The sequence below is a fragment of the Arthrobacter sp. UM1 genome (genome assembly GCF_020483305.1).
Lineage (GTDB): Bacteria > Actinomycetota > Actinomycetes > Actinomycetales > Micrococcaceae > Falsarthrobacter.
This window is the reverse complement of the sequence record NZ_JACWAB010000001.1, coordinates 194076-219444: the sequence shown is the minus strand read 5'-3', so window position 1 is coordinate 219444 and position 25369 is coordinate 194076. Positions and strand designations below refer to the sequence as shown.

Genomic DNA, 25369 nt, shown 5'->3' with positions numbered 1-25369 from the left:
TGCGGCTGAGCTCAGAGGAGGCAAAGGTCTTCCGGTGAAGCTGAGGGGCTGACATAGCCGTCAACATAGCACGGAGTTCTGAACGTGTTCTGAACTCGAGGAGTCCGCAGATCAGAATCGAGGAAGCTCGGGGCCGGCGAGGCTCTCGTCCCGCCGGCCCCGATCACTCATTCCTTCCCCATCAGGTGTGCGCTCCGCCGTCGACTCGGAGCTCGACGCCGTTGAGGAACGCGCCGTCGCTCGACGCCGCAAAGGCGATGGCGGCAGCGATGTCTCGCGGTTTGCCCATCTCGCCCCACAGCGGGTGGATCCGGGAGAACCACTCGAAGTCGATCCCCTCCGTTGCGGAGACCGACGCCGAGAGCGGCGTGGAGATGCCGCCCGGCGAGACCGGAACCACGCGGATGCGGCGCGGGGCCAGCTCAGCCGCAAGGGAGACCGAATACGCCAGCAGCGCGCCCTTAGAGGCGGCGTACCCCGTCATCCCAGGGTGCGCCTTCGTTGCGGACGTGGAGGTGACATTGACGACGACGCCGTCGCCGTCCGGAATGTGCGGCAGAAGCTCGCGGATGAGCGTGACGGGGGCAAGGTAGTTCACATCGAGGAGCCACTGGAACGCAGCTCGTTCGGACGCGCCCGCAGCCTTCGGGCGCATTGCGCCCGCCCCGTTGATGAGAACGTCAACCGAGCCGAGGGCCTCGACCGCCGCCTCGGCGGCGGTGACGATCTGCTCTTCGCTCGCGAGGTCGGCAGGGTGCGTGACGAGCTTCCCCTGGAGGCCGGAGGCCGCCGATGTGGTCTCCGCGAGCCCAGCCTCCGAGACGTCGACGGTGAAGACGGTGGCGCCCTCTTCGAGCAGCCGCAGCACTGTGGCCCGCCCGATTCCGGAGGCTCCGCCGGTGTGGACGATCCGCTTGCCTTCGAATCGCTTCATGATGGTCCTTTCCTGGCCGTGATCGGCCGAGGCGCCGCCCCGCCGGGAGACGACGCGTAGTCGTGATGTCGAAAAGGAAATGCACTGCGACAGCAAGAGCCGGGACCACGAGGCGGAAGGCGCTGAACGAGACGGAACACGCAGAGAGCGGTCAAAGAGGCCGCCGAGGACGCACGCCTCGGGAGGCACGGACCGGACAAGTGCGAGAAACGCCCTTCAGGGTCATCCGCCTTCGGATTCAGCGCGCTGGCTTCGACTCCACCGGGCAGGGTGAAGGAGCACTGTGCGCGCACGCGACCAGGCCGCTGGCGTCAGCGCGGCCCGCCGCTCACTCGATCCAGACGAGACCGGCGGGACGACGACGGCGGCACGATCCGCAGCGAGAAGTCGGCGTCCACATAGGCGTCATCCTAACTCGGCCACCAGGCCGACCGTCAACCCTCCGCTCCGCCATCCGAGCTCTCAGGGTGCGACCGCTCGGAGTCGGTCCAGCCGACAGTGAGCCTGTGACGCCGGGGCGCTTCCCGCGGTTCGGACTCAAGGATCCGCGCATAGACCTCATCGGCTTCGGATTCGTCAGCGTAGACCAGGCTGGGCGCCGGATCTCGCGGCTCACGGCTTTCGGCCTCCGTCTCGGCGCCCTCCCAGATCGCATGAAGGACATCCCCTTGCTGGAGGGGCCGGTCTACGTCGTGAATCTGAAGACCGTACATGCAGAAGGAAGCCCTGGTTTCCTCAGCCTCCAGACGCGAGAGCGCGGCATCGGCCTCATTTTCGCTTCCATGGACGGCCCGGAGGCGAAAACGTTCTGCCCGTGTCTCCGGAATGTCCTCGTCCTCCTCGAAGACGAGAACGACCATGACGGGGTCCGGTCTCCTCGGAACGAGCCCCAGCCGGTGGGCGGCCGCTTTCAGACGCCGCGCTCCGGCCCGGAGGCTCCTCTGCAAGGACCTCCCTATCCCGCTCCCCGGGGAGACTTGTCCCAGTTCAAGGGAGTCGAGCAGCTTCACTGCCTCCTCCTCGGAGTCCGCCTGGACATAGCGGGCGGATCGGAAGGCCTCCGCCGTCCACGTCGCCGCGAACTCTGTGACGTGGACGTCTGCGAGCCCGAGCGTGACGAACGGGTCGGCCGCCATGTGGGCGTCCACGGTCTCGCGGTCCCCGCGGGCGATGATCACACCTCCTGTGCGGGGAACCTGCGGGCCGGCCATGAGGAAAAGGCCGGAGGCGAACGCACGGCGGAGGTGCTCCAGGTGTGCCTGGCGGGCCTCGTCGATCTCCTCGAGCGGGCGAATGTACGTGAGCGTGATGACGAAGACGCGGGGTGCGGAGTCCATGAACCGACTCTTCCTCATTTCCCTCCACAAAACCACAGCTCCGACCGTTGCGCGCACGCATGTTATGATTCACGCCACAGGATCACTCTGGCGCCACGGAATCGAGGTCGGATGAACCCGCAACCGGACCCCTTCTCCTCCCTCATCACCACGTTGCTCGTGGGCGGCATGCCGGCCTTCGCCCTGGCCGCCTTGGTTGTGATCTTCCTGCGACGGACACGCCTTTCGCGCACGGAAATGGGCGTCCTCTTCCTCGTAGCGCTCTCGGTCCCCTACGTCGGTCCGATCCTCGCCGTCATCGTGGCTTTGCAGCCGGACCGCGGGACGCCCCTGGCGGCGGGTCCGCGCCGTCCGCCCTCCGAGCTGAAGGTTGAGGGGCGGAGACCACGTTGGTATTCGTGTTGTGTGTGGCCTATCACGCAGGGTGCGCGCTGTGACGTCGCTCCGGATCGCACTGACGCGGCCACCGCGTGATCACGGCCACGGGAGGAGAACATCGTGACCCACGTCCACATCCTCGGCACCGGCGGCACCATCGCGTCCCGCTCCGGCGGCCACGACGCCCCAGAGCACGACGGCGACCGAGGGCACGCCCTTCCGAAGGGCTCGGTGGCCTCTGTCGGGGTCGGCGAGCTCGCGGCGAACGCGGGATCGACGGCGGAACCCGGCAGAGGCGGCCTCGAGGTCACGTCTGAAGACGTCCTGACCGTCGGCAGCTACCGCCTGGGTCTGGGCGAGCTGCGCGAGATCGCCGCGGCGGTCCTCAGAAGCGCCGGGGATCCTGACGTGGACGGCATCGTCGTCACCCATGGCACAGACACGCTCGAGGAGTCCGCGTTTCTCGTCGACCTCGTCAACGACACCGAGACGCCCGTCGTCTTCACAGGCGCCCAGCGCGCCGCCGACCACGCGGACACCGATGGCCCCCGCAACCTCCGCCAGTCCATCGCGGTGGCTGCCGACCCGCGCTTTCGCGGCATGGGGGCGCTCGTGTGCTTCGACGGTCTCGTCCAGTCAGCGCGAGGCGCCCGCAAGGCACATACCCTGGCCAGCCAGCCGTTCGAGGGCGGCGCCGTCGTCGCCGAATTCGCCGGGGAGGAGATCGACGTCGTCGCGCGTCCCGAGCGCAAAGGCCGCGTTCCGCTGCCGCCGGCGGCGTTCGGCGAGACCCGAGTAGACATCGTCACCGCGTTCCCGGGGTCGGCCCCTGAGGCGCTTCTCCACGCGGCGGAGCGCGGTGCAGCAGGCGTCGTCCTCGCGGGCACGGGTCTGGGCAACGCGGGTCCGGGATTCGCAGAGGCCGTAGCCGACCTGACGCGCCGAGGCCTCCCGGTCGTCCTCGCGAGCCGCGCGCTCGCCGGTCCCGTGCTCCCCGTCTACGGGAACGGCGGCGGGGTGGACCTCATCGCCGCCGGAGCCGTCAGCGCGGGGCGCCTCAATCCCTTCCAGGCTCGGATTCTCGCCGCGTGTCTGCTCGCCGGCAGGCCAAGCCTCACCGATTTCACCCGACGGTTCAGCGAGCTGCGCTGACCATCCCCGAAAGGAACGCACATGTCCAAGAAGATCTACGTGTCTGTGGGAATCGATGTCGACGCCGTGGGAGGCTGGCTCGGCTCGTACGGCGGAGAGGACTCTCCTGGGGACATCTCCCGAGGGCTCTTCGCCGGCGAGATCGGCGTGCCGCGGCTGCTGCAGCTGGCGCAGCGCCGCGAGATGCCCGTCACCTGGTTCTGGCCCGGTCACTCGGTGGAGACGTTCCCCGAGCAGTTCGACGAGGTGGTGGCCGCGGGTCACGAGATCGGCGTGCACGGCTACGCGCATGAGAACCCGATCGCGATGACCCGCGAGCAGGAGACAGAGATCCTCGACTACTGCACGGACCTCATCGAGCGCCGCAGCGGGACCAAGCCCGTGGGGTACGTCGCGCCGTGGTGGGAGTTCTCCTCGGTGACCAACGAGATCCTCCTGGAGCGCGGATTCCTCTACGACCACTCGCTCATGCACAACGACCACACGCCGTACTACGTGCGAGTCGGCGACTCGTGGACCAAGATCGACTACGACGCGGCCTCGGCCAGGGAGTGGATGAAGCCGCTCGTCCGCGGCGAGGAGACCGACCTCATCGAGATCCCCGCCTCCTGGTACCTCGACGACCTGCCGCCCATGCTCTTCGTGAAGTCGAGCCCCAACTCGCACGGCTTCGTCTCGCCGCGGGACATCGAGACCCTCTGGCGGGACCAGTTTGACTGGGTCTACCGGGAGATGGACTACGGCGTCTTCCCCATCACAATCCACCCGGACGTCTCCGGCCGGCCGCAGAACCTGCTCATGCTCGAGCGGCTCTTCGACCACATCGCGGGGCACGACGGCGTCGAATTCGCGTTCATGCGGGACGTCGCCCGCGACTTCGCCCAGCGCTTTCCGCGTGAGACGTCCTGAGGCCTGAGAGAGTGGAGCCATGGGCAAGCACACCTCAACAGCCGTCTTGTTCGCCGCGCTCGCGATGGCGGCCGTGGCCTGCTTCATCCTGCACAGCACCGTCCTGGCGCTGGTCTTCGCGGCCGGAGCGGTCCTCCTCTGGGCTTTCACGCCGTCGTCGGCGCTCGGCAGGCCGCCCAGGCGCAGGAACACCGCGAGCCCCGCGGAGCTGAAGCGCTACCGGGAGGAGCACCCGGGCGCGACGATCTCTGACGCGGTCGACGCCCTCTCGAAGTAGGCAGCGTCCTCTCGAAGCAGGCACCCCCTCTCGACGCGGACGTCACCGCCGAGGAGCAGCCGGCGCGGAGACCCTGCCGGACAGCGTGGAGCCCAGTCACAGGCACAATGCCTGGGACCGGGCTCCTCGTCTCTCTCGGGGCGAGCCGACGCCCGCCGCGAGGCCTCCGTCAGCCGACGGGCTTGAGCGCGTTGACGAGCGAGTAGAGGTCCTTCGGGTCCTCCGGGTCCGCGACGAGCTCGATGTAGGCCTGGAGGTCCGTGTCCTTGGTCCAGTCCCGCAGGCAGCGCAGGGCGGAGAAGTCGGCGATGGCGAAGCCGACGGAGTCGAACAGGGTGATCTGCTCGTCCGAGGTGCGGCCCTCCGCCTTGCCGGTGAGGACCTTCCAGAACTCCGTGACCTCGAAGTCGGCCTCGACCTGCTGGATCTCGCCCTCGATGCGGGTCTGCGGCGGGAACTCGACGAACACGTCGGCGCGGCGGAGGATGCCGGCCTCGAGCTCGGTCTTGCCCGGGCAGTCGCCGCCGACGGCGTTGAGGTGGACGCCGGGCTTGACCTGCGCGTCGCTCAGAATGGTGTTCTGCGCCTTGTCCGCGGTGCAGGTGGTGATGATGTCGGCGCCCTCGACGGCCTCGTCCACCGACGCGGCCACGGTGATCTCGAAGCCGAGCGGCTCGAGGTTGCGGCGCAGCTTCTCCACGGCCTTCGGGTCGATGTCGAAGACGCGCAGCGTCTCGATGCCGAGGACGGCGCGGAAGCCGAGGGCCTGGAACTCTGCCTGGGAGCCCGCGCCGATCATCGCCATGACCTTCGAGTCCTGGCGGGCGAGCTTCCGGCCGACCATCGCGGAGGTCGCTGCGGTCCGGAGGGCGGTGAGCAGGGTCATCTCCGCGAGGAACGTCGGGTAGCCGTTGTCCACGTCCGCCAGGACGCCGAACGCCGTGACGGTCTGGAAGCCGCGAGCCGGGTTGAACGGGTGCCCGTTGACGTACTTGAAGGAGTACTCCTCGCCGTCCGAGGTGGGCATGAGCTCGATGACGCCGAACGGCGTGTGGCTTGCCACGCGCGGGATCTTGTCGAACTTCTCCCAGCGGGAGAAGTCGCGCTCGAGGTACTCGACCATCGTGCCGATGATCTTCTCAACGCCCTCGCGCTGGATCCAGCGGGACATGCTGGTCACGTCGACGAACTGGGTCATCGCTCAGCCTCCTTCAGGCAGGGAAAACATGCGGAATCTAGAGAACGGAACCGAGACTAGTGAAATTTCCTGCCGTTCGTCATGGCCAAAGCGTTCGCAGAGTGACACCCGGATGAACAGAGTGCACAGGAGTCATTAGCATTGTGATCATGGCTTCCCTGACCGACCTCGACCACCGCCTCCTCGCCGCCCTGCGGAGGGACGGCCGCGCCCCCATCGCGGCTCTCGCCGAGGAGCTCGGGGTCTCCCGCGCCACGGTGACCAAGCGGATCGACTCGCTGACCAACCGGGGCGTCATCGTGGGCTTCACGGTGCGCGTGAGAGACGACGCCGACGCCGAGGCGGTTCGCGCCGTCTGCATGCTCCAGGTGGAGCGGCAGACCACGGACCAGGTCATCGCACGGCTCAGCGGAGTCCCGGAGATCTCCGCCCTCCACACGACGAACGGGAACTGGGACCTCGTGGCGGAGGTGCGCTGCGAGTCGCTCGGGGCGTTCGACGCCCTTCTGCGCCGGCTCCGCGGCATCGAGGGGATCGTCGGCTCGGAGACGAGCCTCCTGCTCAGCTCCGTCATGCGCTGACGGCGGTCGCCGGCCCCTGGGCACGGCGCGCTCCGCCCGGTTCACCCGTTCGGTTGACGTCCCGCCGGCCCCAGGCCCCGATAGCGTGGCCTCATGCCGTCCACATCCGATCTCCTGCTCAAGCTCGACCGCCTCGCCGGCGGCAAGGACGCCGAGTACCGCATCCCCGAGGAGAGCCGCCTCCACGCGCGCACCCGCCGCGCCTACACCTGGGTCTTCTGGCTCCTGGGATTCGAGCTGCTCCTCGGCGCAGGGGCGGTCGTCTTCGCGCTCGTCCTCGCCGGAGAAGGACACCGCGTCCCCTTCGCGGTGTGGATGCGCACCGTCGTCGTGCTCGGCATGACGGCCACGCTCTTCTACTTCGGCTGGCGGGCCTCGCTCGGCTGGCGCTGGGCGTACATGCGCCTGCGGCTGTTCTCGCAGATCTTCCCCGTCATCACGCTCGTCCTCAGCGCGATTCCGGGCCTCTACCCGGCGTGGATGGTGACGGAGCAGATCGTGTTCAGCATCGTCATGATCGGCATCGCGGACTTCCTCACGAGCGACCACATGCGGGACGCCTACCGGAAGCCGCGCCCCGCCGATCCGCCGCGGGTCTAGCCCCGCTCGAGCTCGTACTCGGCGATCTGGCCGATCCGCCGCACGTGGCGCTCGTCCCCGCTGAACGGCTCCGCGAGGAACCACTCGATGATCCGGGTGGCCTCCTCAATGGTGTGCTGGCGGTTGCCGACGGCGACGACGTTCGCGTCGTTGTGCTCCCGGGCCAGCTTGGCCGTGGCCTCGCTCCACGCGAGCGCCGCGCGGACGCCCGGCACCTTGTTCGCCGCGATCTGCTCGCCGTTGCCGCTGCCGCCGAGGACGATCCCGAGGGCGTCGACGCCGGCCTCCTGGTCCGCGACGACGGCCTGCGCGGCCGCGATGCAGAATCCCGGGTAGTCGTCGAGCGGATCGTAGGACTGGGGGCCGTGGTCCACCATCTCGTAGCCCTGCGCGGAGAGGTGCTCGATGAGGGCGTGGCTCAGCTCGAGGCCGGCGTGGTCGGTGGCGATGTGGACTCGCATGCGCTTCTCCCCAGTGGACGTCGTCGGGCGCGGACTCCCCCACAGTATCCCGCGAGCGCCGCGGGTGGCAGAATGCTCAATGACTCTTGAACATCTGTGATCCACGTCCCAAGGGAGCCTTCATGCCTGGAATGAACCTGACCCGCGCCGAGGCCGTCGAGCGCGCCTCGATCGTCACCGACGTCCACGACTACCGGGTGGAGCTCGACCTCACGGTCGGCGAGAAGGTGTTCCGCTCCCGCACGGCGGTGCGCTTCTCCGCGCGGGAGGGGGCGTCCACCTTCATCGACGCGGTCACGGACTCGGTCCGCTCGGTCACGCTCAACGGGCGCGAGCTGGACCCGGCGGAGGTCTCCGACGGCGTGCGCATCCAGCTGCCGGACCTCCAGGCGGAGAATGAGCTCGTGGTGGACGCGGACGCGCTGTACATGAACACGGGCGAGGGCCTGCACCGGTTCGTGGACCCGGTGGACGGGGAGGTCTACCTGTACACGCAGTTCGAGGTGCCGGACTCGCGCCGCATGTTCGCGGTGTTCGAGCAGCCGGACCTCAAGAGCGAGTTCGCGTTCTCCGTGACCGCGCCGGAGCACTGGGAGGTGGTCTCCAACGAGCCGACTCCGGAGCCGGTCCGCGCGCACGAGGGCGCTTCGCGCTGGGACTTCCAGCCGACGCCGCGCATGTCCTCCTACATCACGGCGCTCATCGCGGGCCCGTACACGGGCGTGCACTCCTCGCTGACGAGCTCGAGCGGCCGGGAGATCGCCCTCGGCGTGTACACGCGCAGGTCGATGGCCCGGTACATGGACGCGGAGAACGTGTTCGAGCTGACGCGGCAGGGCTTCGCGTTCTACGAGGAGCAGTTCGGGACGCCGTACCCGTTCACGAAGTACGACCAGCTCTTCGTCCCCGACTTCAACGCGGGCGCGATGGAGAACGCCGGCGCGGTGACCTATCTGGAGTCCTACGTCTTCCGCGGCAAGGTGCCCGAGTCCGTGCGGGAGCGCCGCGCCATCACGATCCTCCACGAGCTCGCCCACATGTGGTTCGGCGACCTCGTCACGATGAAGTGGTGGAACGACCTCTGGCTCAACGAGTCCTTCGCCGAGTTCATGTGCCACCCTCTCCGCGGCGGAGGCCACGGAGTTCTCCGAGGCGTGGACGGCGTTCTCCGCCACGGACAAGTGGTGGGCGTACTCGCAGGACCAGCTGCCGACGACGCACCCGATCGTCGCCGAGATCCGCGACCTCGACGACGTGCAGGTCAACTTCGACGGCATCACGTACGCCAAGGGCGCCTCGGTGCTGCGCCAGCTCGTGGCCTGGGTGGGCCAGGAGCAGTTCATGGCGGGCGTGCGGGAGTACTTCACGAAGCACGCGTGGGGCAACACCGAGCTGCCGGACCTCCTGCGCGAGCTCGAGGCGTCCTCGGGCCGCGATCTCTCCTCGTGGGGCCGCGCGTGGCTCCAGACCGCCGGCGTCAACACGCTCGGGGCGGAGTTCGAGGTCTCCGGGGGCGAGTACTCCTCCTTCGCCGTCGTGCAGAGCGCCCCGGAGGGGTACCCGACCCTGCGGCCGCAGCGGATCGGCGTGGGCGTCTACACCGACGAGGGCGGGGTCATCCGCCGGACGGCGCACGCGGAGATCGACGTCGACGGCGAGCGCACCGAGGTTCCGGAGCTCGTCGGCGCGGCCGCCGGGGACATCGTGCTCGTCAACGACGGCGACCTCGGGTACGGCAAGATCCGCCTCGACGAGTCCTCCTTCGCGGTGGCCAAGGAGCGGCTCGCGGACGTCGAGGACTCGCTTGCGCGCGTCCTGCTCTGGGGCGCGGCCTGGGAGGGCACCCGGGACGCGGAGATCGATCCGCGCGACTTCCTCGAGATCGTGCTCTCGAACGTCCCGCGGGAGACGACGTCGGCGGTGGTCTCCATGACCCTGCGCAACGCCCGCACCGCCCTGCAGACCTACGTGGCGCCGGCGGACCGCGCGGCCGTGGCGGAGAAGACCGCCGCCCGCGCTCTCGAGGCCCTCGAGGCGGCGGAGCCGGGCTCGGACATGCAGCTGCAGCTGGCCCAGTTCTTCGCGTTCGCGGCGAAGGACGGGAAGCACGCCGGGATCGTGCGCGAGGTCTACGAGGGCCGCCGGGTCCTCGAGGGCCTCGAGCTGGACGAGTCGATGAAGTGGACGCTCCTGCAGTCGCTCGTCTCGGCGGGGGCCGCCGGCGAGGAGGACATCGCGGAGATGCTCGCGGCGGACGACACGGCGAGCGGCGCGGAGCAGGCGGCCGCCGCCCGTGCGGGCATCCTCGGCGAGGAGAGCCGGGCGCGCACGTTCGAGAGGCTCTTCACGGACCGCTCGATCCCCAACCTCACCCTCCGCATGGCTGCGGCGGGCTTCCAGGGCGGCCTGGACTCGCGGGAGCACGCCCGCTTCGCGGACGAGTACTTCCGCCGGCTGGACGAGATCAAGGGCAAGCTCTCCCACGAGGTCACGCAGACCCTCGCCCGGGGCCTCTACCCGATGCGGGCCGTCTCCCCGGAGACCGTGGCCGCCTCGCGCGCCTACATCGACCGGATCGGAGACTCGGACGCGGCGCTCAAGCGCATGCTGCTCGAGTCCCACGACGGGCTCGAGCGCGCCCTGCGGATCCAGGAGGCCTTCCCCGGCGAGCGCTGAGGTTCGGCCGATAGGCTCGAGGACATGAGCGTCACCGACCATCTCTTCGAGATCACCACCGCCTGGTCCTCGGACCGGGGCACCGCGGACTACCGCTCCTACTCCCGGGCGCACACGGCCTCGGCCGAGGGCCCCGGCGAGCTGGCGGTGTCCGCGGACCGCGCCTTCCACGGGGACGCGGAGCGCTGGAACCCGGAGCAGCTGCTCGTCTCCGCGCTCTCCTCCTGCCACATGCTCTCCTTCCTGCACCAGGCGGTGCTCGAGGGCGTGACGGTGACGGGGTACACAGACCGCGCCGTCGGGCGGATGGCCCTCAACCCGGACCACTCGGGCCAGTTCGAGGAGGTTGTCCTGCGGCCCGAGGTGACCGCGGCCGAGCCCCTGGAGGCGGACGTCCTCGAGCGGCTGCACGAGCGGGCGCACGCGGTGTGCTTCATCGCCCGCAGCGTCTCCTTCCCCGTGCGGGTCGAGTCCGCTGGGCATGGGGCGGCCGGGGCCGATGCCGCCGCGGAGGACCGGGCATGAACGGGCCCGAGCCGACTCCGTCCGCGGCCGCCTGGCTGGGAACGGTCAGCCAGCAGGTGGTCCAGACCGCCGTGGTGCTCCTCGTGGCCGTGCTCATCATCCTGGCCTCGAGGCTGTTCATCCACCGAATGCTCCGGGCCGTGGCCGGTGCGCCGGGCTTCGTGCGCCTCATGGCCCTGCGCGGCTCCACGCCGGCACAGCGCCGTCGCGAGTCCCAGCGCCGGGAGCGGAGGACGACGACGATCGCCTCGCTGCTCACCAACGCGGTGACCGTGGTCGTCGTCGTGGTCTCGCTGCTCACCCTGCTGCAGGTGTGGGAGTACCCGGCGACTCCCCTGCTCACGAGCGTCGGCATCGTCGGAGTGGCCGTCGGCTTCGGTTTCCAGCAGATCCTGAGGGACTATCTCGCGGGCATCTTCATCACGCTCGAGGACCAGTTCGGCATCGGCGACCTCATCGAGACGAGCGAGGTGGTGGGCCGCGTGCGGGCCATGTCGCTGCGGATCACCACGGTCGAGGCCGAGGACGGCGCCATCTGGTACCTGCGCAACGGGGAGATCCTCCGCGTGGCCAACCGCTCGCAGGGCACAGCCACCACAGCCATCCCGGTGACCAGGCCGGCCGAGGACCCGAGCGCGTCCTCGGCCCCGCCCACCGGCCGCCTTCCGCGGACCGAGGCGACCGAGGGGCCTCACCGCACGACCGCACCCCAGAACAGGACCCAGGAGGACCCGCGATGACGGATCAGACCAGCGCCGACGCCTCGCAGCCGGAACGCCAGCCCGAACCGCGGCCCGGGTCGCAGCCGGGCGGGAAGCCTGCCTCTCAGGCCGCTCCGCGCCGTAACCTGGGCCTCCGCGCCGTGGAGAAGGACGACTGGGCCGCCCCCGCGGCGACCTTCTACGAGCAGATCGGCGGTCACGAGACGTTCGCCAAGCTCGTGGACGTCTTCTACGACGAGGTGGAGAAGGACGAGCGCTTCCGGGCCATGTACCCCGAGGAAGACCTCCGTCCGGCGCGCCGCAGGCTCCTCATGTTCCTCGAGCAGTACTGGGGCGGCCCCACCACGTACAGCCAGGAGCGCGGCCACCCCCGTCTGCGGATGCGGCACATGCCGTTCACGATCGACTCCTGGGCGCGCGACGCCTGGCTCGCGCACATGCGCACGGCCGTGGACTCGCTGGAGCTCTCTCCCCTGCACGAGGCCACGCTCTGGGACTACCTGGACCGGGCGGCCCACTCCCTCGTCAACGCTCCGGGCTGAGCCCCGGAATCCGCACGACGACGCTCCCGTACCGTCCCGACACCAGGACGTGGTCCTGCCGGGTGAGGACCGGGACCGGCTCCGAGCTCCCCGCTGAGAGGAAGCCGAGCTTGACCGCGGCGAAGCCCACGGCGCCGGGCAGTCCGCCGAGCGCCTCGTCCGCACGGCCCCACACGGCCCGCCGAGCCTGGGCGAGCACCGCCTGCCCCGGCGCCTCGGGAAGGGCCTCCGCGATCTCCCGCGTGCCCCGTGCGTCTGCGTCCTTGAGGGCCGCAGGCTCGAGCACTCCCGCACGGGCCCAGCCGGACCGGGGGACCGCCTGTCCGGCCCACGCGCGGTGGATCTCGGACGGCGGCAGCGGCCACTCGGTGCCGTCTCCCCGCTCGAGGCGGTCCAGCAGCGCGCCGTGCTCGAACACGGCGTCCGCGGCCGGGTGGCCCGGGGGCACGCTCCACGAGCGGACCGCGAAGACCTCTGGACCGGCGTCCAGCAGTCCGGAGCGGGTGAGCACGGGGACCGTGACGTCGAGCCGGGCCGGCGCGTCAGCGCCCTCGCCGGGGACGAGGGTCAGGCGGGCGCCGTCGTCGTCGAGCGCACGGGCGCGGCGGAGGAAGGACGCGAGGTCCAGCGCCGTCTCCCGGTCCCCCAGGTTCAGCAGCGGGCGGCTCATGCTCCGCTCCGGCGGCGGCGCAGCGGCGCAGGGTCGCAGCGCAGGGCCTCGAGGACGCTCTTGAGCTCCGGGGTGATGCGGGCGGGCCGTCCCGAGTCCTTGTCCACGACGACGACGCTCACCTCCGCGACCGTCTTGAGACGGCCGTCCTGGCGGACCTCGTAGGCGAAGTCATAGCTGGATCCGCCGATGGAGCTCACGCCGATGAGGACCTCGAGCGGCTCCGGGGAGTACTCGGTGGCCTCGCGGTACTCGATCTCCTGGCGGGCGATGAACGCGACGTTGTCCGGCTTGAGCAGGTCCCAGATGGACTCGGCCGCTCGCGGGTGGTCCGGTGCGAAGTCGGCGATGGGCTGGTGCATGAGCAGCACACGGGCGTCCTCGAGGTACTGCGCGTAGCGGACGTTGTTCACGTGCCGGTACTGGTCGATGTCTCCCCAGCGCATCTGGATGGTGATCGTGTGCATCGCTCTCCTCGGGTCGTGTGGCGGGATCCGCTGAATGCGTCTTCAGTCGAGCCTATCGCCGCCGCTGGCGTCGTTAGAATGGCAAGGTGAACGAACAGACGGATAACACGGACACGACCCCCGGCCTCCCGTTCGACCCGACGGAGAACCTGCGCAAGGTGCTCCAGCTGCGCCACCTGGGCGTCAAGGAGTCCGGCGAGGACTTCTTCGAGGGCGCCGTGGCTCCGAACCCCGGACCGCGCGTGTTCGGCGGCCAGGTGATCGGCCAGGCCATCATGGCGGCGAACGACACCATGCCGGACGGCCGCTACATCCACTCGATGCACGGATACTTCCTGCGCGGCGGGGACGCGGATCGGCCCATCGAGTTCGGCGTGGAGAATCTGCGCGACGGCCGCTCCTTCTCCGCGCGGCGCGTTCACGCCTTCCAGGACGGACGGACGCTGCTCTCGATGATCGCGTCCTTCCAGGACTACGACGAAGGCGTGGACCACTACGACCCGGTCCCGATCGACGCCCCCGACCCGGAGTCCCTGCCCTCGACGGCCGAGCTCCTCGGCTCGATCGACCACCCCGCCGCGAAGTTCTGGGCCGAGCAGCGTCCCTTCGACGTCCGGCACGTCCAGGAGCCCCTGTACCTGCCGAGCGAGAAGCTGGAGATCAGCCCCGACAACGCCGTGTGGATGAAGACGTTCACCGCTCTGGAGGGACCGCAGGCCGTGCAACGAGCGGCCCTCGCCTATGCGAGCGACTACACGCTGCTCGAGCCGGTCCTGCGCCGGCACGGGCTCAACTGGGCGATCCCGGGCATGTCCATCGCGAGCCTGGACCACGCGATGTGGTTCCACCGGGACGTCCGCGTGGACGACTGGCTGCTCTACGTCCAGCACTCCCCCAACGCGACGGGCGCGCGAGGCCTCGGCACCGGCCGCATCTACACCCGGGACGGCCTGCTCGTGGCGTCCGTGGGCCAGGAGGGGATGATTCGCGTGCCGGAGAAGTTCATGCACCTCGCGGACTGAAGCGGGCCCGCCTGCGTGCCGCCGGCGCGCCGCGCGCCATGAGTGCCGCGCAGACGCGGAAGGCCCCCGGGATCCGATCCCGGGGGCCTTCCGCGTTTCAGTGTGCGTCAGTCGCGCGTGAGACGGCGGTGGGTGACGCGGTGCGGCTTGGCCGCCTCGGGGCCGAGGCGCTCCACCTTGTTGGCCTCGTACGCCTCGAAGTTGCCCTCGAACCAGTACCAGTTCGACGGGTTCTCCTCAGTTCCCTCGTAGGCGAGGATGTGCGTTGCGACGCGGTCGAGGAACCAGCGGTCGTGGGAGACGACGACGGCGCAGCCCGGGAAGTCGAGCAGCGCGTTCTCGAGGCTGCCGAGGGTTTCGACGTCGAGGTCGTTCGTGGGCTCGTCGAGCAGGAGGAGGTTGCCGCCCTGCTTGAGGGTGAGCGCGAGGTTGAGGCGGTTGCGCTCACCGCCGGAGAGGACCCCGGCCTTCTTCTGCTGGTCCGGTCCCTTGAACCCGAACGCCGAGACGTAGGCGCGGGACGGCATCTCGACGTTGCCGACCTGGATGAAGTCGTGCCCCTCGGAGACGACCTCCCAGAGCGACTTGTTCGGGTCGATGCCGCCGCGGCTCTGGTCCACGTAGGAGATCTTGACGGAGTCGCCGACCTTGAGGTCGCCGCCGTCGAGGGACTCGAGTCCCACGATCGTCTTGAAGAGGGTTGTCTTGCCGACGCCGTTCGGTCCGATGACGCCGACGATGCCGTTGCGCGGCAGGGAGAACGAGAGGCCGTCGATGAGGATGCGGTCCCCGAAGCCCTTCTTCAGGTCCGAGGCCTCGATGACCTGCGAGCCGAGGCGCGGTCCCGGCGGGATCTGGATCTCCTCGAAGTCCAGTTTCCGGGTCCGCTCCGCCTCGGCGGCCATCTCCTCGTAGCGGGCGAGGCGGGCCTTGGACTTGGTCTGGCGTCCCTTGGAGTTGGAGCGGACCCACTCGAGCTCGTCGGCGAGGCGCTTGGCAAGCTTGGCGTCCTTCTTGCCCTGGACCTCCATGCGGGCGCGCTTCTTCTCGAGGTACGTGGAGTAGTTGCCCTCGTACGGGTACAGGCGGCCGCGGTCCACCTCGCAGATCCACTCTGCGACGTGGTCCAGGAAGTAGCGGTCGTGCGTCACCGCGAGGACCGCGCCCGGGTAGGTGGCGAGGTGCTGCTCGAGCCAGAGGACCGACTCGGCGTCGAGGTGGTTGGTGGGCTCGTCGAGGAGCAGGAGGTCCGGCTTCTGGAGAAGGAGCTTGCAGAGCGCCACACGGCGGCGCTCGCCGCCGGAGAGGACCTTCACGTCCGCGTCGCCCGGAGGGCAGCGCAGCGCGTCCATGGCCTGCTCGAGCTGGTTGTCGATGTCCCAGGCGTCAGCCGCGTCGATGGCTTCCTGGAGCTTGCCCATCTCCTCCATGAGGGCGTCGAAGTCCGCGTCCGGGTTCGCCATCTCCTCGGAGATCTCGTTGTAGCGCTGGACCTTGCCGTAGATCTCGGCGACGCCCTCCTGGACGTTTCCGAGCACGGTCTTCTCCTCGTTGAGCGGCGGCTCCTGGAGGAGGATGCCGACACTGTATCCGGGGCTCAGGCGGGCCTCGCCGTTGGAGGGGGTGTCGAGCCCCGCCATGATCTTGAGGATGGTCGACTTTCCTGCGCCGTTGGGACCGACGACGCCGATCTTCGCACCGGGGAAGAACGACATGCTCACATCGTCGAGGATGACTTTCTCGCCCACGGACTTCCGGGCATGGGACATGGTGTAGATGAACTCGGCCATGCGCCCAGCCTAGTGCGTGCCCGTGGAGGCCCGCCATTCCGCCGCGGCGGAAGCGGGTGTGCTTCTCGACTCTCCCTCGGCCCGCCGCTCGGGCACGGGGACGGCCTGCACGATCAGGTTGTGCTGGTACCGGAAGCGGAACGGGCCTCCGGCGTCCTGAACCGTGGGGCCTGAGCACGTGATCATGACAAGTCGTTTGGGCCCTCTCCTGCGGAAGACGTCCTCCACGGGCAGGTCTCGCTGTGGAGTCGTATACAGATCCGTGACGGCGAACTCGTGGACGCGGCCGCTCTCCCCTGCCACGTAGACCCGGTCGCAGGGCTTCAGCCTGTGGAGGCTGCCCCAAGGCGAGAGACGGCCTTCGTCGTCGTCCACGTGCCCCGCTGTGAGGACGGCACCGGAAGAGTCCTCGAGCTCGGCTCCGTCCCTCCAGATGATCCCGTCCGGCGCATCAGGCAGGTTCACCGCGCTCCCTCCCCGGCGCTCGAGGAGCCTGCCTCCCTGACCGAGCGCGGGGCTTGCCCAGCTCCCGCCTTCCGGGCGTGCTTCGCGCCGAGGGGACAGCTCGCCGCACTCAGCCCCGCGGAACTCCCGTGCCGCGGCCGGAGCCGTCCGGGTGCCGTCCGGCGCGACAGCCACCCGCTCGCCGGACGCGCTCCTCTCAGAGCCGCCCCAGAGCCCGGAGACGAACGACTGGGCCCACCGGACTGCGGTCTCTCCTCCGATTCCGAAAAACGCAGCCGCTCCGACGATGAACACGACCGCGAGCGCGGTCCATCGGAACCGCGAGCGCTTGCGGCAGGGCTGGGGTGCGCGGGTCCCTCGGGCTCGACGTGCTTCGGTCATGTCATCCACGGCTCTTTCACTCGGACGTCAGTGTGGGTCGGGGCCTGCCGGGGATTTCCCGGCAGGCCCCGGGTTATCGCGGTCTCAGGAGTCAGTGCGCTCCGACTTCATGCGGAAGGGCCGGATGACCGCGAGCGCCCCGGCCATCGCGGCGAGGACCGCGGCGCTCACGGCGGCTCCGATGAGACCGCCTGGCGCGGCGCCGCCGGCTGCCCCCGCGTGGCCTGTGGAGAGCAGGAGCGGTGTCGGCTCGTCAGGCTCATTGGGCGGCAGGGGCCCGGTTGCAGTGGCCTGCGGGGACGGCGGAGTCACCGCGAGCGCGGGGGCCGCGAGGGGAATGCTCTCCTCGTCGCAGGCGTCGCCGTCACTGTCCAGGTCCGCGTTGGGCGTGCAGGTCCGTGTGGCGGGGTCGTCGCCGTTCGGCCGGGGCACGCTTGGAGAGTCGACGCTGACGCGGTTGCGCGCGGCCGTCTCGGAAGTCCCCGCCCCGTTCGGGACGCGGGTGCGGGCTCTGACTCGGATCTCTTTGGTCTCTCCTGCTTTGAGACTGGGGATGAGCCAGCGCTCCCCTGTGACGGTGGTGCCCTCCGGCGCTGCGCCCCACGCGATGGTCGCCGGGTCCAGGTTCTCACCGCCGTGCTCAGTCACCGTGACGTTCTCGGCGGAGGTCTGCCCGCTGTTGCGCACCCGGACGGTGAACTCGGCTTCGTGTCCGGGCGTGTGGGGGCCGGAGGCGGTGACGGATTTGTCGATGTGGAGTCTGGCTGCGGTGGGCACGGGGAGCGTGCTGACGTCGCAACCGTCGGTGTCGGACTCTGCGGTGAGGTTCGGGGTGCAGGACGCGGGATCGGGAGCGGCAGGGTGTCTCGGGTTCTCCACGGTGACTCGATTGGATGCCTCCTTGCCCTCGTGGCCTGGAAGGATGAGGGCCGTGGCCTGGAGAGTGCGCGTCTCGCCTGCTGCGAGTGTTCCGATCTCGAGGCGGGCGGGCGAGGCCGCGTCAGCACCCTCGATCCGGATGGAGGCGGGGTCGATCCCGCCTCCTCCGTGATCGGTGACGGAGACGTCCGTGGCCGGCGTGGTGCCGCCGTTGCGGACCACGATCTCGTAGGCGATTTCCTGCCCGGCTCGAGGCTGCGCGCCTTCCGCGGGCCGTTTGTGGATCTGGAGGACCGCGGCTTCCTTGGGCGAGACGGCCTGGGCGGAACGGATCATCTTCAGCTCGGTGTTGACTCCGCCCGTGCCGGAGCGCGCCCAGGCGGTGTTGTCGTACCGGTCGCCGGGCAGGTTTCCTGCCGCCTTGAACGGGATCGAGGCGGTGAGGGCACTTCCGCTCTTCTGCCCTTCGGCGAGGAGCAGGACTCCGGTGTAGCCCGACGGCGGCACGTCGTCCTTCCAGTGCGAGGCCGGGCTGTCGAGGGAACGGCCGGCGTTGCTCTCGGCGGCAGGGTCCCTCTCGAGGGTGGCGGGATCCGCGTCCGTGTAGAGCACTCGGACGCCGGGTCCGGCGGTGACGGGCTTCGTGGAGAGGGCTGTCCCCGAGAACCGTGTGCCGTTCTGGTCTCCGTTGTAGGGCAGGATGTCCACCACTGCGACGCGGTCCGCAGTACCGGCCGTCTGGTTCCTCTCCTCGATGACCCAGGCGTTCTCGCCGTCGAAGGCCATGCTCTCGGCGAAGGGGCGCTTCTCCAGAACAGTGGCGTTCACTCCCGCGAGCGGCAGCTCGAGCGACGAGCTGGCGCTCATGCTGTCCAGCTTCTGGTTGACGAACGCGGAGACGTTCTGGGTGGTGTGGCGGATGTGCGCCACGGCCCCGTTGGTCTTGGCCTTGACGCGAACCTTGGTCACGGCAGGCGTGTTGGCTTTGGCCTGCACCTCGTAGGAGAGGCTGGTCGTTCCGTCCTCAGCGGTGCGGAGCTCCGCTCCCTGAGGAAGCGAGGAGCGGTCCACCTCGAGCGTGGCGGGGAAGACGGCCGTGCCTTTGAGCCGGTGGGGATCGTTGCGGTTCGGAGCCAGACTCGGATGGCGGGACACGGCGCCGTCGCCGAGTTCAATGTCGGCGGACTCTCCCGCGTTGAGCCGCTCCTTGGAGGACGTCACCGTGGACGCGGTGTGGAAGGGAGAGAGGTTGACGATGTCGAGGGTGTACGTCCGTCCGGTGACCTCCGGGTGGCGTCCCACGGGGGCAGTCAGGGAAGCCGTGACGCCTGTGACAGACGGCCTCCTGAACTCGCCGTCCGCGCGGGCGGCGCCCGCCCCCGAGCCGATCTGGAACCCGACCGGCAGGAGCACCCGCCCGTCGAAGTCGCGGTTGAGGCGGTCCGCGGTGAACTCGACCGGGACATAGAGGTTGTCCACGCGCAGGTGCGGGTCCGGGGCCGGGTTGGTGACACTCCGGTATGCCTCCGGCGGGTTCTCGAGCGCGACGACGGTGGCGTTGTCCGGCATCGCTCCGCCGCTGGTGTACCTCAAGGCGCTCAGGTCGGCGGTGTACGAGGTGACCGGGTCCGTGGACCACTTGATGAACGGCGGCAGGTTCCGCCTCTCGTAGAACGCGATGGGGCTGCCGGAGCGCATCACGCCGATCTTGTCCCCCGCGAACCGGGTGTATCCGGTGTCGATGGGCAGATACATCGTGACCGCCGTCCTCTGCCCTGCAGTCTGGGGCGTCGTGTGGCGGTTCAGCCCGCTCTTGGCCACCACGATCGCCTGGTCTCCCGGCTGGGCCTCGAGCCAGCCCGAGCCCTTGCGCATCGTGAGGGCGGCATTCCGCTCATCCGGCACGAGCTCCGGGACCGAGAGCGGCAGGTACTGCACCCCCACGGTGCCCGGCGAGGACGTGCCCCGGTGAGTGGTCGTGGCATTGCCGTGGGACGTCTCGGCCACGGGATCGCCGGCCGCAGTGCGGAACTCGACGTTCTTGGCCGTCAGACGGACCTCGTACTCCTTGTCCCGCTTCTCCGCTCGGCGGTCCGCGTTCGCGTACTTGAAGCGGAGACGGAACGCGGAGAGCCAGCGCACCCCCTCGGACCCGGTACCGGCAGCCTGTCCCGCCGGTCCGCCCTTCTCCGTCTCCGGAGGAGTCAGCCCGTCCACGGTCACGCGGAAGACCCGGGCTTTCTCGTCTTTGACGACCTTGACCGCCGGGCGGGCCGGAAGGCCGTGGGGGAAGGGGCCGTGCCCCGTGAACAGCACGGGATCGGCAGGGTCGGGGCGGAGCAGCTCGAACTCGTCGCCCTCCGGTCCCTCGGCGGAGAGCTCGAAGCTCATGCGCGGAGCGAGCGGCGCGCCGTTCGAGGGAACCGAGAGTCCCACGTGCGTGTCGACGGACTCATCCCGCGTTCCCTTGGCCATCCCCCAGTGGTAGCCGCCCCCGGCCAGGGTCAGCCCCGCGCTGCTCACCGCGTTGACGCGAAGCGCAGGCAGGCGGATCGGCGCGGCGACATTCGGCGTCACGACGGCGGAGAGCTCGGACCCGGCGTCTCCGTACGCCATGACGTCCAGGGCCAGCTGCCGAGCGCCGCCGCCGGGCACGCGCCCGAAGTCGACGTCTGCCGTCTTGCGGTCCTCGGCCACCCGGACCCCGGGGATGGCGGACGTGCTGGCCGGGAAGACGCCGTTCGTCAGGGTCACCCGCGCCGAGGTGGGCAGCTCGCGCCGCGAGCCGTCGGAGCTGTTGGCGTTGACCTTGAGGTTGATCTGGACGATCTGGTTGTTGGCCACCACAGCCCCCGGCGCGAGGCCGAGCCACTCACCGGCGGCGTCTTGGAGGTGGCGGGCCTCCACGGGCGCGAACCCGGGACTCTGCGGGGCCAGTGCGGCCGAGGCCATCCCGGCGTCGCCGGCGATGACCGCCCCGAGCGCGAGTCCGGCCGCGGCCCGGCGTGCCGCACGGGTCCGCCGTTCGAGGGGACGTCGGCGGCTCGGGGCGGGGCGAGAGGTGTCAGTGTTCATGAGTGCAGTCCTCAGTGGTGAGCAGGTCGGTGGGAGTCAGGCGGGAGATCTCGGCTCACGCCGCGGACAGGGAGGAAGCGCGGCGCTCGTCCGGGCTCAGCCCGAAGTCCGGTGCGGCCCCGGATTCCTCGAAACCGCCCCCGGCGGTCAGGCCGCTGGGTCCGCCGGCCTCGCAGCCGGCCGACGACGAAGAACACTCCCGCGCGTCGTGGGCGCCCTGGCCGAGTTCCGCCTCGCCGAGGCCATCGCCTCCGTGCTCAGACGCCAGATGCTCCGCAGACGCGTCCTGCGCCGAGCTGTGCCCCGGGAGGTCGGCGCCGGAGTCCGCCTTGCGCGCATTGCAGGTCATGAACCGCAGGTCCGGGCCCACGCTCTCGGCCACGATCTCCACCGTGCGCCCCCGAGAGCCGTCCTGCGCCTGCCACTCCCGGACGGAGAGCCGTCCGGTGACGATGACGCGGTCTCCCTTGCCCACCGACGTGTGCAGGTTCTGCGCCAGGCGCCGGTAGGCGAGCACGGTGACCCACGATGTGGGGCCGGTGATCCACTCGTTGGACTTGCTCTGGAAGTAGCGGTGGTTCAGAGCCAGCCGGAACTGCGCGGTGGGATGGCCCGTGGCCGTGGTTCCGGACTCGACGGACGTCCCCACGGTCCCGTAGAGAGTGACGTTGGACATGGTGTTCCTTCCGTAGCGGGAGCCCTCACGAGGACTCGGATCAGGGAAGCCGGAGCGCTTCCAGGAACACCGTGGCAGTCGGGAGCCCGCCCCCGAGCCGGGGGCCTGCCGAACGTGGACAACTCCGCTCGACGGCCGCACGAAGCCGTCCTGTGGAGGACGCGGAGGCAGAAAAAGCCGGGCCGCCTCCGCATCGGCGGAGGCGGCCCGGCTCGCGTGCCTGCTGAAAGGAAGGAAGGATCAGCGGATGGCTGGAGTAAACGGTGAGTTTTCGGTGAGTTTGGGGCCCCGGCCCGCTGTCGGGTGGGCCGGGAACCCCGGAATTGAGCGCCCCAGGCAGGATTCGAACCTGCGACCAAAAGCTTAGAAGGCTCCTGCTCTGTCCCCTGAGCTACTGAGGCATTGGAGGCGAGTGCTGCCCCGAAAGGGCCCTCGCGGGCCCCGTCCAGTCTACCGCTGGGGGATCTCGAGGCGGATGCGGTGAACGCCGTCGGCATCCTGCCACACGGTGAGGTGGCCGGAGATGTCTGCGAGCTCGCCCGTGCCGGAGCCGGGGACGATGTTGCCGCTCGAGGCGGCCGCGGCGCCCTCGGCGAGGCCCCAGTGCTGGAAGACGAACGAGCCGGTGCGGTCCCCCACGGCGCCCACGAACACCTCGGAGGCCACGTAGCCGGCGCCGATCGAGTTGCCGGCCATGAGCATCCGGCCGTAGCTGACGCCCTCGATGTCCCCCTCGAAGTCCTTGGTGGACTGCACCTGGGAGAGATCCGAGTTCGAGCCCGAGACGGTGTACGGGTCTGCGTCCCAGCCGCCCACCTGGAACGTGGCGAGGTACGTGGACTCGTAGTTCGGCATGCCGTTGCTGTCCATAGGCCCCACCCTACAGAACGGCGGCTCCTACTCCCGAGTGTGAGGCGGCTCGGCCGGGCGTGCCGGAACGTCGGCCTGGCCGTCCTGGCCGCGCAGCCGCTTGATCTCGCTCCCGGTCCGCGAGGCCGCTCGCTTGCCGAACCGGACGAAATCGCCGGTCCGCGGCCAGTGGACGTCGAAGAGGTGCTTGGTCTTCACGTCGAGCGCCACGAGGTAGACGCAGAACGCGATGACGATCACAGCCGCGAGGTTCCGGGCGCTCGTCAGGTCGATGTTCCCCAGGTACGGGAAGACGTCCAGCTGATCGCACAGCGAGTACGCCACGAAGAACGGCGTGACGAAGGAGAGCACCTTGTACTGCCAGTCCGAGCGCACCCCGGAGACCGCGAAGAGCGGCAGCAGCCACACGACGTACCACCCCTGGATCATCGAGGCGGAGAGCACGACGGCGGCGAGCGCCACCGCCATCCGCCGGATGAGCCGGGAGTCCTCCCCTGTGAGGAACGCCTTGGCGACGACGACGAGCGCGCCGATCTTGGCCAGCAGATTGACCGCGTCCGTGAGGCTGGCGCCGTTGAGCCCGAGCGCATTGCCGATCATGGCCACGAGGAATCCGAGCAGGCCCACCGGGGCGTACCAGATCCAGACGCTGCCGGGCGTCTTGAGCGCGGAGACCCAGCCGAAGCCGCCGCCGACGAGGTAGCCGAGCACGGCCATGACCCCCAGGCTGAGGGCCATCGTGAGCGCGGCGAAGGCGATCTTCCTGGGCCACGAGGCTCCCCGCCCCGCCCACATGAGCCCGATGAAGGGCAGCAGCAGAATCGTGATCGGCTTGATGCCGATGGACATCGTGAAGACGATGATGCCGAGCAGCCGGTACTTCCTCGCGATGAGATAGAGCCCCACCATGACGCAGCCCATCATGAGCGCGTCGTTGTGGATGCTGGCCACGAAGGTGGTGAGCACGAGCGGGTTGGTCACGGAGAGGAACTCCGCCCGCGCCACGTTGACCCGGTGCACCGCGGCGAGCTTGGCCACGCCCCACCACATCATGACGAACCCGAGGAGGGAGATGAGGCGGAACACCGCGATGCTCGGCAGAGGCTCGCCCTGCCCGAAGAACACGGCCCAGGACTCGATCCACAGCCACACGGGACCGTACGGGGTCGGCGACTGGGACCAGAGGTCGTCCGCCCCGATCTGGAGGTAGCCCGTGATCTGCGAGTAGCCGTCCTTGTAAGGATTGAGGCCGTTGGTGACCATGAGCCCCTGGGCGATGTACGCGAACACGTCCCGGCTGAAGAGGGGAAGGCTGAGCGACATCGGCGCCACCCAGAGAGCCGTGGCCCAGCGGACGGTGCGCTTGTCGCCCGGCCCGCTGAAGTCGCCGAGCCGGCTGCCGAGCCGCAGCCACGAGCGCACGAGCAGCATGCCGCCGAGCACGAGGACCACAACCGAGGTGATCACGCCGGGAAGCTCGTACCGCATCCAGATGACGGGCGGCAGCGAGGTGAGGACATAAGACGAGTTGGAGACCCAGCCGACGCCGAAGGAGGCCGCGAGGAGCATCATCGATCCGGCGAAGCCCTGCCAGATGGCCACCCAGGGACGCCCCTCGGCCTCCCCCTGCTCCGAGAAGCGGCGGTGCAGCCGGTGCCCCAGGCCGCGGCGCAGCGGCTGTGCGCCGGGGCGACCCTGCTGGCGGGCGACGTTGAGCCCGCTCATGGATCGCGCTTGGTTGGCCACGGATGTCCTCGTGAAGTCGGAGAAGTCGGACGGCCTGCACGGACGGGCACGGGGCTGTTTCCCGCACGCCGCACAGGTTTTTGAATCTTACCAAGGGGACCCCGCCGCGAGCCTGCCGCCGGGCCCGTCCCGTACTGTGGTCCCGTGGCTATTTCTCAAGAGAACATCGTGTGGATCGACTGCGAGATGACCGGGCTGGACCTCGTGGAGGACGCGCTCATCGAGGTCGCCGTCGTCGTGACGGACTCGCAGCTCAACGTTCTCGGCGAGGGGGTCGACGTCGTCATCAGGCCGAGCGAGAAGGCGATGGCGCACATGAACGACTTCGTCCGCCAGATGCACACGAGCTCGGGTCTGCTCACCGAGCTGCCCGAGGGGCTCGGCATGGAGGAGGCCGAGGAGATCGTCCTCGCGGAGATCCGGCGCCACTGCCCCGAGCCCGGCAAGGCGCTGCTCGGTGGCAACTCGGTGGGCATGGACAAGAGCTTCCTCGCGCGGGACATGCCGAAGGTCATCGAGCACCTCCACTACCGGGTGGTGGACGTCTCCACGATCAAGGAGCTCGCCCGCCGCTGGTACCCGCGGGCCTACTTCCAGTCCCCGGCCAAGACCGGCAATCACCGCGCACTGGGCGACATCCTCGACTCGATCAACGAGCTGCGGTACTACCGCGAGGCCGTGTTCGTGCCCGAGCCGGGCCCCGACTCCGAGTCGGCCAAGCGCATCGCGGCCTCCGTGCTGGAGAGCCCCGCGGGCTCGGCCTCCGCCCAGGACTCCTGACGCGGCCGAGCCGCCCGTTTAGGTCTTCAGCCCGTTCGTCGTGTACGATTGAACACGCTGCTCAGCGCCCCGGCGGTCGCCGTCGGAGGAGCTGAAACGCACTCCACGGTGGGTATAGCTCAGTTGGTAGAGCGTCTGGTTGTGGTCCAGAAGGTCGCGGGTTCAAGCCCCGTTACTCACCCCGCAGCGCACGCATGCACGGTCGCCCGGCCGGGCTCGAGCGCAGAACAAGACCGCCTCCCCCGCAGGAGGCGGT

General features: G+C 69.5%; 22 protein-coding genes, 2 tRNA genes and 1 pseudogene. 12 read left to right on the top strand and 13 right to left on the bottom strand.

The window, feature by feature from the left end; genetic code table 11:
* Positions 1-181: 181 nt before the first annotated feature.
* Both H9I38_RS01050 and H9I38_RS01045 read right to left on the bottom strand, forming a co-directional pair.
* On the bottom strand, positions 182-934 hold the full coding sequence (locus H9I38_RS01050) for an SDR family NAD(P)-dependent oxidoreductase (protein WP_226336776.1): 753 nt from the start codon (positions 932-934) through the stop codon (positions 182-184).
* Between the two features lie 434 nt (positions 935-1368).
* Entirely contained in the window at positions 1369-2271 is a 903-nt protein-coding gene (locus tag H9I38_RS01045) for a YciI family protein (protein ID WP_226336775.1), read from the bottom strand.
* A 498-nt stretch (positions 2272-2769) separates the two neighbouring features.
* Between H9I38_RS01045 and H9I38_RS10875 the strand changes: the two genes are divergently transcribed.
* Genes H9I38_RS10875 through H9I38_RS01030 form a run of 3 tightly spaced genes read left to right on the top strand, consistent with a single transcriptional unit; the run spans position 2770 to position 4987 of the window.
* On the top strand, positions 2770-3801 hold the full coding sequence (locus tag H9I38_RS10875; protein ID WP_226336774.1) for an asparaginase: 1032 nt from the start codon (positions 2770-2772) through the stop codon (positions 3799-3801).
* A 21-nt stretch (positions 3802-3822) separates the two neighbouring features.
* Complete coding sequence (locus tag H9I38_RS01035) at positions 3823-4710, top strand: polysaccharide deacetylase family protein (protein ID WP_226336773.1); 888 nt, start codon at positions 3823-3825, stop codon at positions 4708-4710.
* A 19-nt stretch (positions 4711-4729) separates the two neighbouring features.
* Entirely contained in the window at positions 4730-4987 is a 258-nt protein-coding gene (locus tag H9I38_RS01030) for a hypothetical protein (RefSeq protein WP_226336772.1), read from the top strand.
* 169 nt (positions 4988-5156) lie between these two features.
* On the opposite strand, the gene H9I38_RS01025 is transcribed toward H9I38_RS01030, so the two are convergent.
* The gene (locus tag H9I38_RS01025) at positions 5157-6185 is read right to left on the bottom strand and encodes an ornithine cyclodeaminase (protein ID WP_226336771.1); all 1029 of its coding nucleotides are present in this window, start codon (positions 6183-6185) and stop codon (positions 5157-5159) included.
* A 149-nt stretch (positions 6186-6334) separates the two neighbouring features.
* Here H9I38_RS01025 and H9I38_RS01020 point away from each other — a divergent pair, with 149 nt between their 5' ends.
* Together H9I38_RS01020 and H9I38_RS01015 are read left to right on the top strand one after the other, a co-directional pair.
* Positions 6335-6766, top strand: a complete 432-nt coding sequence (locus tag H9I38_RS01020; protein WP_226336770.1) for an Lrp/AsnC family transcriptional regulator — start codon at positions 6335-6337, stop codon at positions 6764-6766.
* 93 nt (positions 6767-6859) lie between these two features.
* Entirely contained in the window at positions 6860-7366 is a 507-nt protein-coding gene (locus H9I38_RS01015; RefSeq protein WP_226336769.1) for a hypothetical protein, read from the top strand.
* Here the strand turns inward: H9I38_RS01015 and H9I38_RS01010 are convergent.
* Entirely contained in the window at positions 7363-7827 is a 465-nt protein-coding gene (locus H9I38_RS01010) for a ribose-5-phosphate isomerase (protein WP_226336768.1), read from the bottom strand. The genes H9I38_RS01015 and H9I38_RS01010 overlap by 4 nt on opposite strands.
* A gap of 122 nt (positions 7828-7949) precedes the next feature.
* On the opposite strand from H9I38_RS01010, the pseudogene pepN reads away from it, so the two are divergent.
* The 4 genes and pseudogenes from pepN (at position 7950) to H9I38_RS00990 (ending at position 12292) form a co-directional block, all read left to right on the top strand.
* Positions 7950-10503, top strand: a pseudogene (gene pepN / locus H9I38_RS01005) (aminopeptidase N).
* Positions 10504-10527: 24 nt separating this feature from the next.
* Positions 10528-11028 carry an OsmC family protein gene (locus H9I38_RS01000; RefSeq protein WP_226336767.1) on the top strand — a complete coding sequence of 167 codons (501 nt, stop codon included), beginning with the start codon at positions 10528-10530 and terminating at the stop codon, positions 11026-11028.
* On the top strand, positions 11025-11768 hold the full coding sequence (locus H9I38_RS00995; protein ID WP_226336766.1) for a mechanosensitive ion channel family protein: 744 nt from the start codon (positions 11025-11027) through the stop codon (positions 11766-11768). The genes H9I38_RS01000 and H9I38_RS00995 overlap by 4 nt, the downstream gene beginning before the upstream one ends.
* The gene (locus tag H9I38_RS00990) at positions 11765-12292 is read left to right on the top strand and encodes a globin (RefSeq protein ID WP_413463494.1); all 528 of its coding nucleotides are present in this window, start codon (positions 11765-11767) and stop codon (positions 12290-12292) included. The genes H9I38_RS00995 and H9I38_RS00990 overlap by 4 nt, the downstream gene beginning before the upstream one ends.
* Here H9I38_RS00990 and H9I38_RS00985 read toward each other — a convergent pair.
* Together H9I38_RS00985 and H9I38_RS00980 are read right to left on the bottom strand one after the other, a co-directional pair.
* Positions 12276-12962 carry a hypothetical protein gene (locus tag H9I38_RS00985; protein WP_226336765.1) on the bottom strand — a complete coding sequence of 229 codons (687 nt, stop codon included), beginning with the start codon at positions 12960-12962 and terminating at the stop codon, positions 12276-12278. The genes H9I38_RS00990 and H9I38_RS00985 overlap by 17 nt on opposite strands.
* Positions 12959-13429: an acyl-CoA thioesterase gene (locus tag H9I38_RS00980; protein WP_226336764.1), complete on the bottom strand. Its 471-nt coding sequence runs from the start codon at positions 13427-13429 to the stop codon at positions 12959-12961. The genes H9I38_RS00985 and H9I38_RS00980 overlap by 4 nt, the downstream gene beginning before the upstream one ends.
* A gap of 86 nt (positions 13430-13515) precedes the next feature.
* Between H9I38_RS00980 and H9I38_RS00975 the strand changes: the two genes are divergently transcribed.
* The gene (locus H9I38_RS00975) at positions 13516-14451 is read left to right on the top strand and encodes an acyl-CoA thioesterase (protein ID WP_226336763.1); all 936 of its coding nucleotides are present in this window, start codon (positions 13516-13518) and stop codon (positions 14449-14451) included.
* A gap of 107 nt (positions 14452-14558) precedes the next feature.
* Here H9I38_RS00975 and ettA read toward each other — a convergent pair whose 3' ends face one another.
* The 7 genes from ettA to mptB all read right to left on the bottom strand — a co-directional run bounded on the left by ettA (position 14559) and on the right by mptB (position 24333).
* On the bottom strand, positions 14559-16241 hold the full coding sequence (gene ettA / locus H9I38_RS00970) for an energy-dependent translational throttle protein EttA (protein ID WP_226336762.1): 1683 nt from the start codon (positions 16239-16241) through the stop codon (positions 14559-14561).
* 9 nt (positions 16242-16250) lie between these two features.
* A complete protein-coding gene (locus tag H9I38_RS00965; protein WP_226336761.1) occupies positions 16251-16706 on the bottom strand; it encodes a class F sortase in 456 nt (151 codons plus the stop codon).
* 465 nt (positions 16707-17171) lie between these two features.
* Positions 17172-21041 carry a DUF11 domain-containing protein gene (locus H9I38_RS00960; RefSeq protein WP_226336760.1) on the bottom strand — a complete coding sequence of 1290 codons (3870 nt, stop codon included), beginning with the start codon at positions 21039-21041 and terminating at the stop codon, positions 17172-17174.
* Positions 21042-21096: 55 nt separating this feature from the next.
* Complete coding sequence (locus H9I38_RS00955) at positions 21097-21717, bottom strand: single-stranded DNA-binding protein (RefSeq protein WP_226336759.1); 621 nt, start codon at positions 21715-21717, stop codon at positions 21097-21099.
* 328 nt (positions 21718-22045) lie between these two features.
* Positions 22046-22118 (bottom strand) — tRNA-Arg (locus tag H9I38_RS00950).
* A gap of 49 nt (positions 22119-22167) precedes the next feature.
* Positions 22168-22587: a DUF3224 domain-containing protein gene (locus tag H9I38_RS00945; protein ID WP_226336758.1), complete on the bottom strand. Its 420-nt coding sequence runs from the start codon at positions 22585-22587 to the stop codon at positions 22168-22170.
* Between the two features lie 27 nt (positions 22588-22614).
* Entirely contained in the window at positions 22615-24333 is a 1719-nt protein-coding gene (mptB, locus tag H9I38_RS00940) for a polyprenol phosphomannose-dependent alpha 1,6 mannosyltransferase MptB (protein ID WP_226336757.1), read from the bottom strand.
* A 144-nt stretch (positions 24334-24477) separates the two neighbouring features.
* On the opposite strand from mptB, the gene orn reads away from it, so the two are divergent.
* Together orn and H9I38_RS00930 are read left to right on the top strand one after the other, a co-directional pair.
* Positions 24478-25113 carry an oligoribonuclease gene (orn, locus tag H9I38_RS00935; protein WP_226336756.1) on the top strand — a complete coding sequence of 212 codons (636 nt, stop codon included), beginning with the start codon at positions 24478-24480 and terminating at the stop codon, positions 25111-25113.
* Positions 25114-25221: 108 nt separating this feature from the next.
* Positions 25222-25294 (top strand) — tRNA-His (locus tag H9I38_RS00930).
* Positions 25295-25369: the final 75 nt, after the last annotated feature.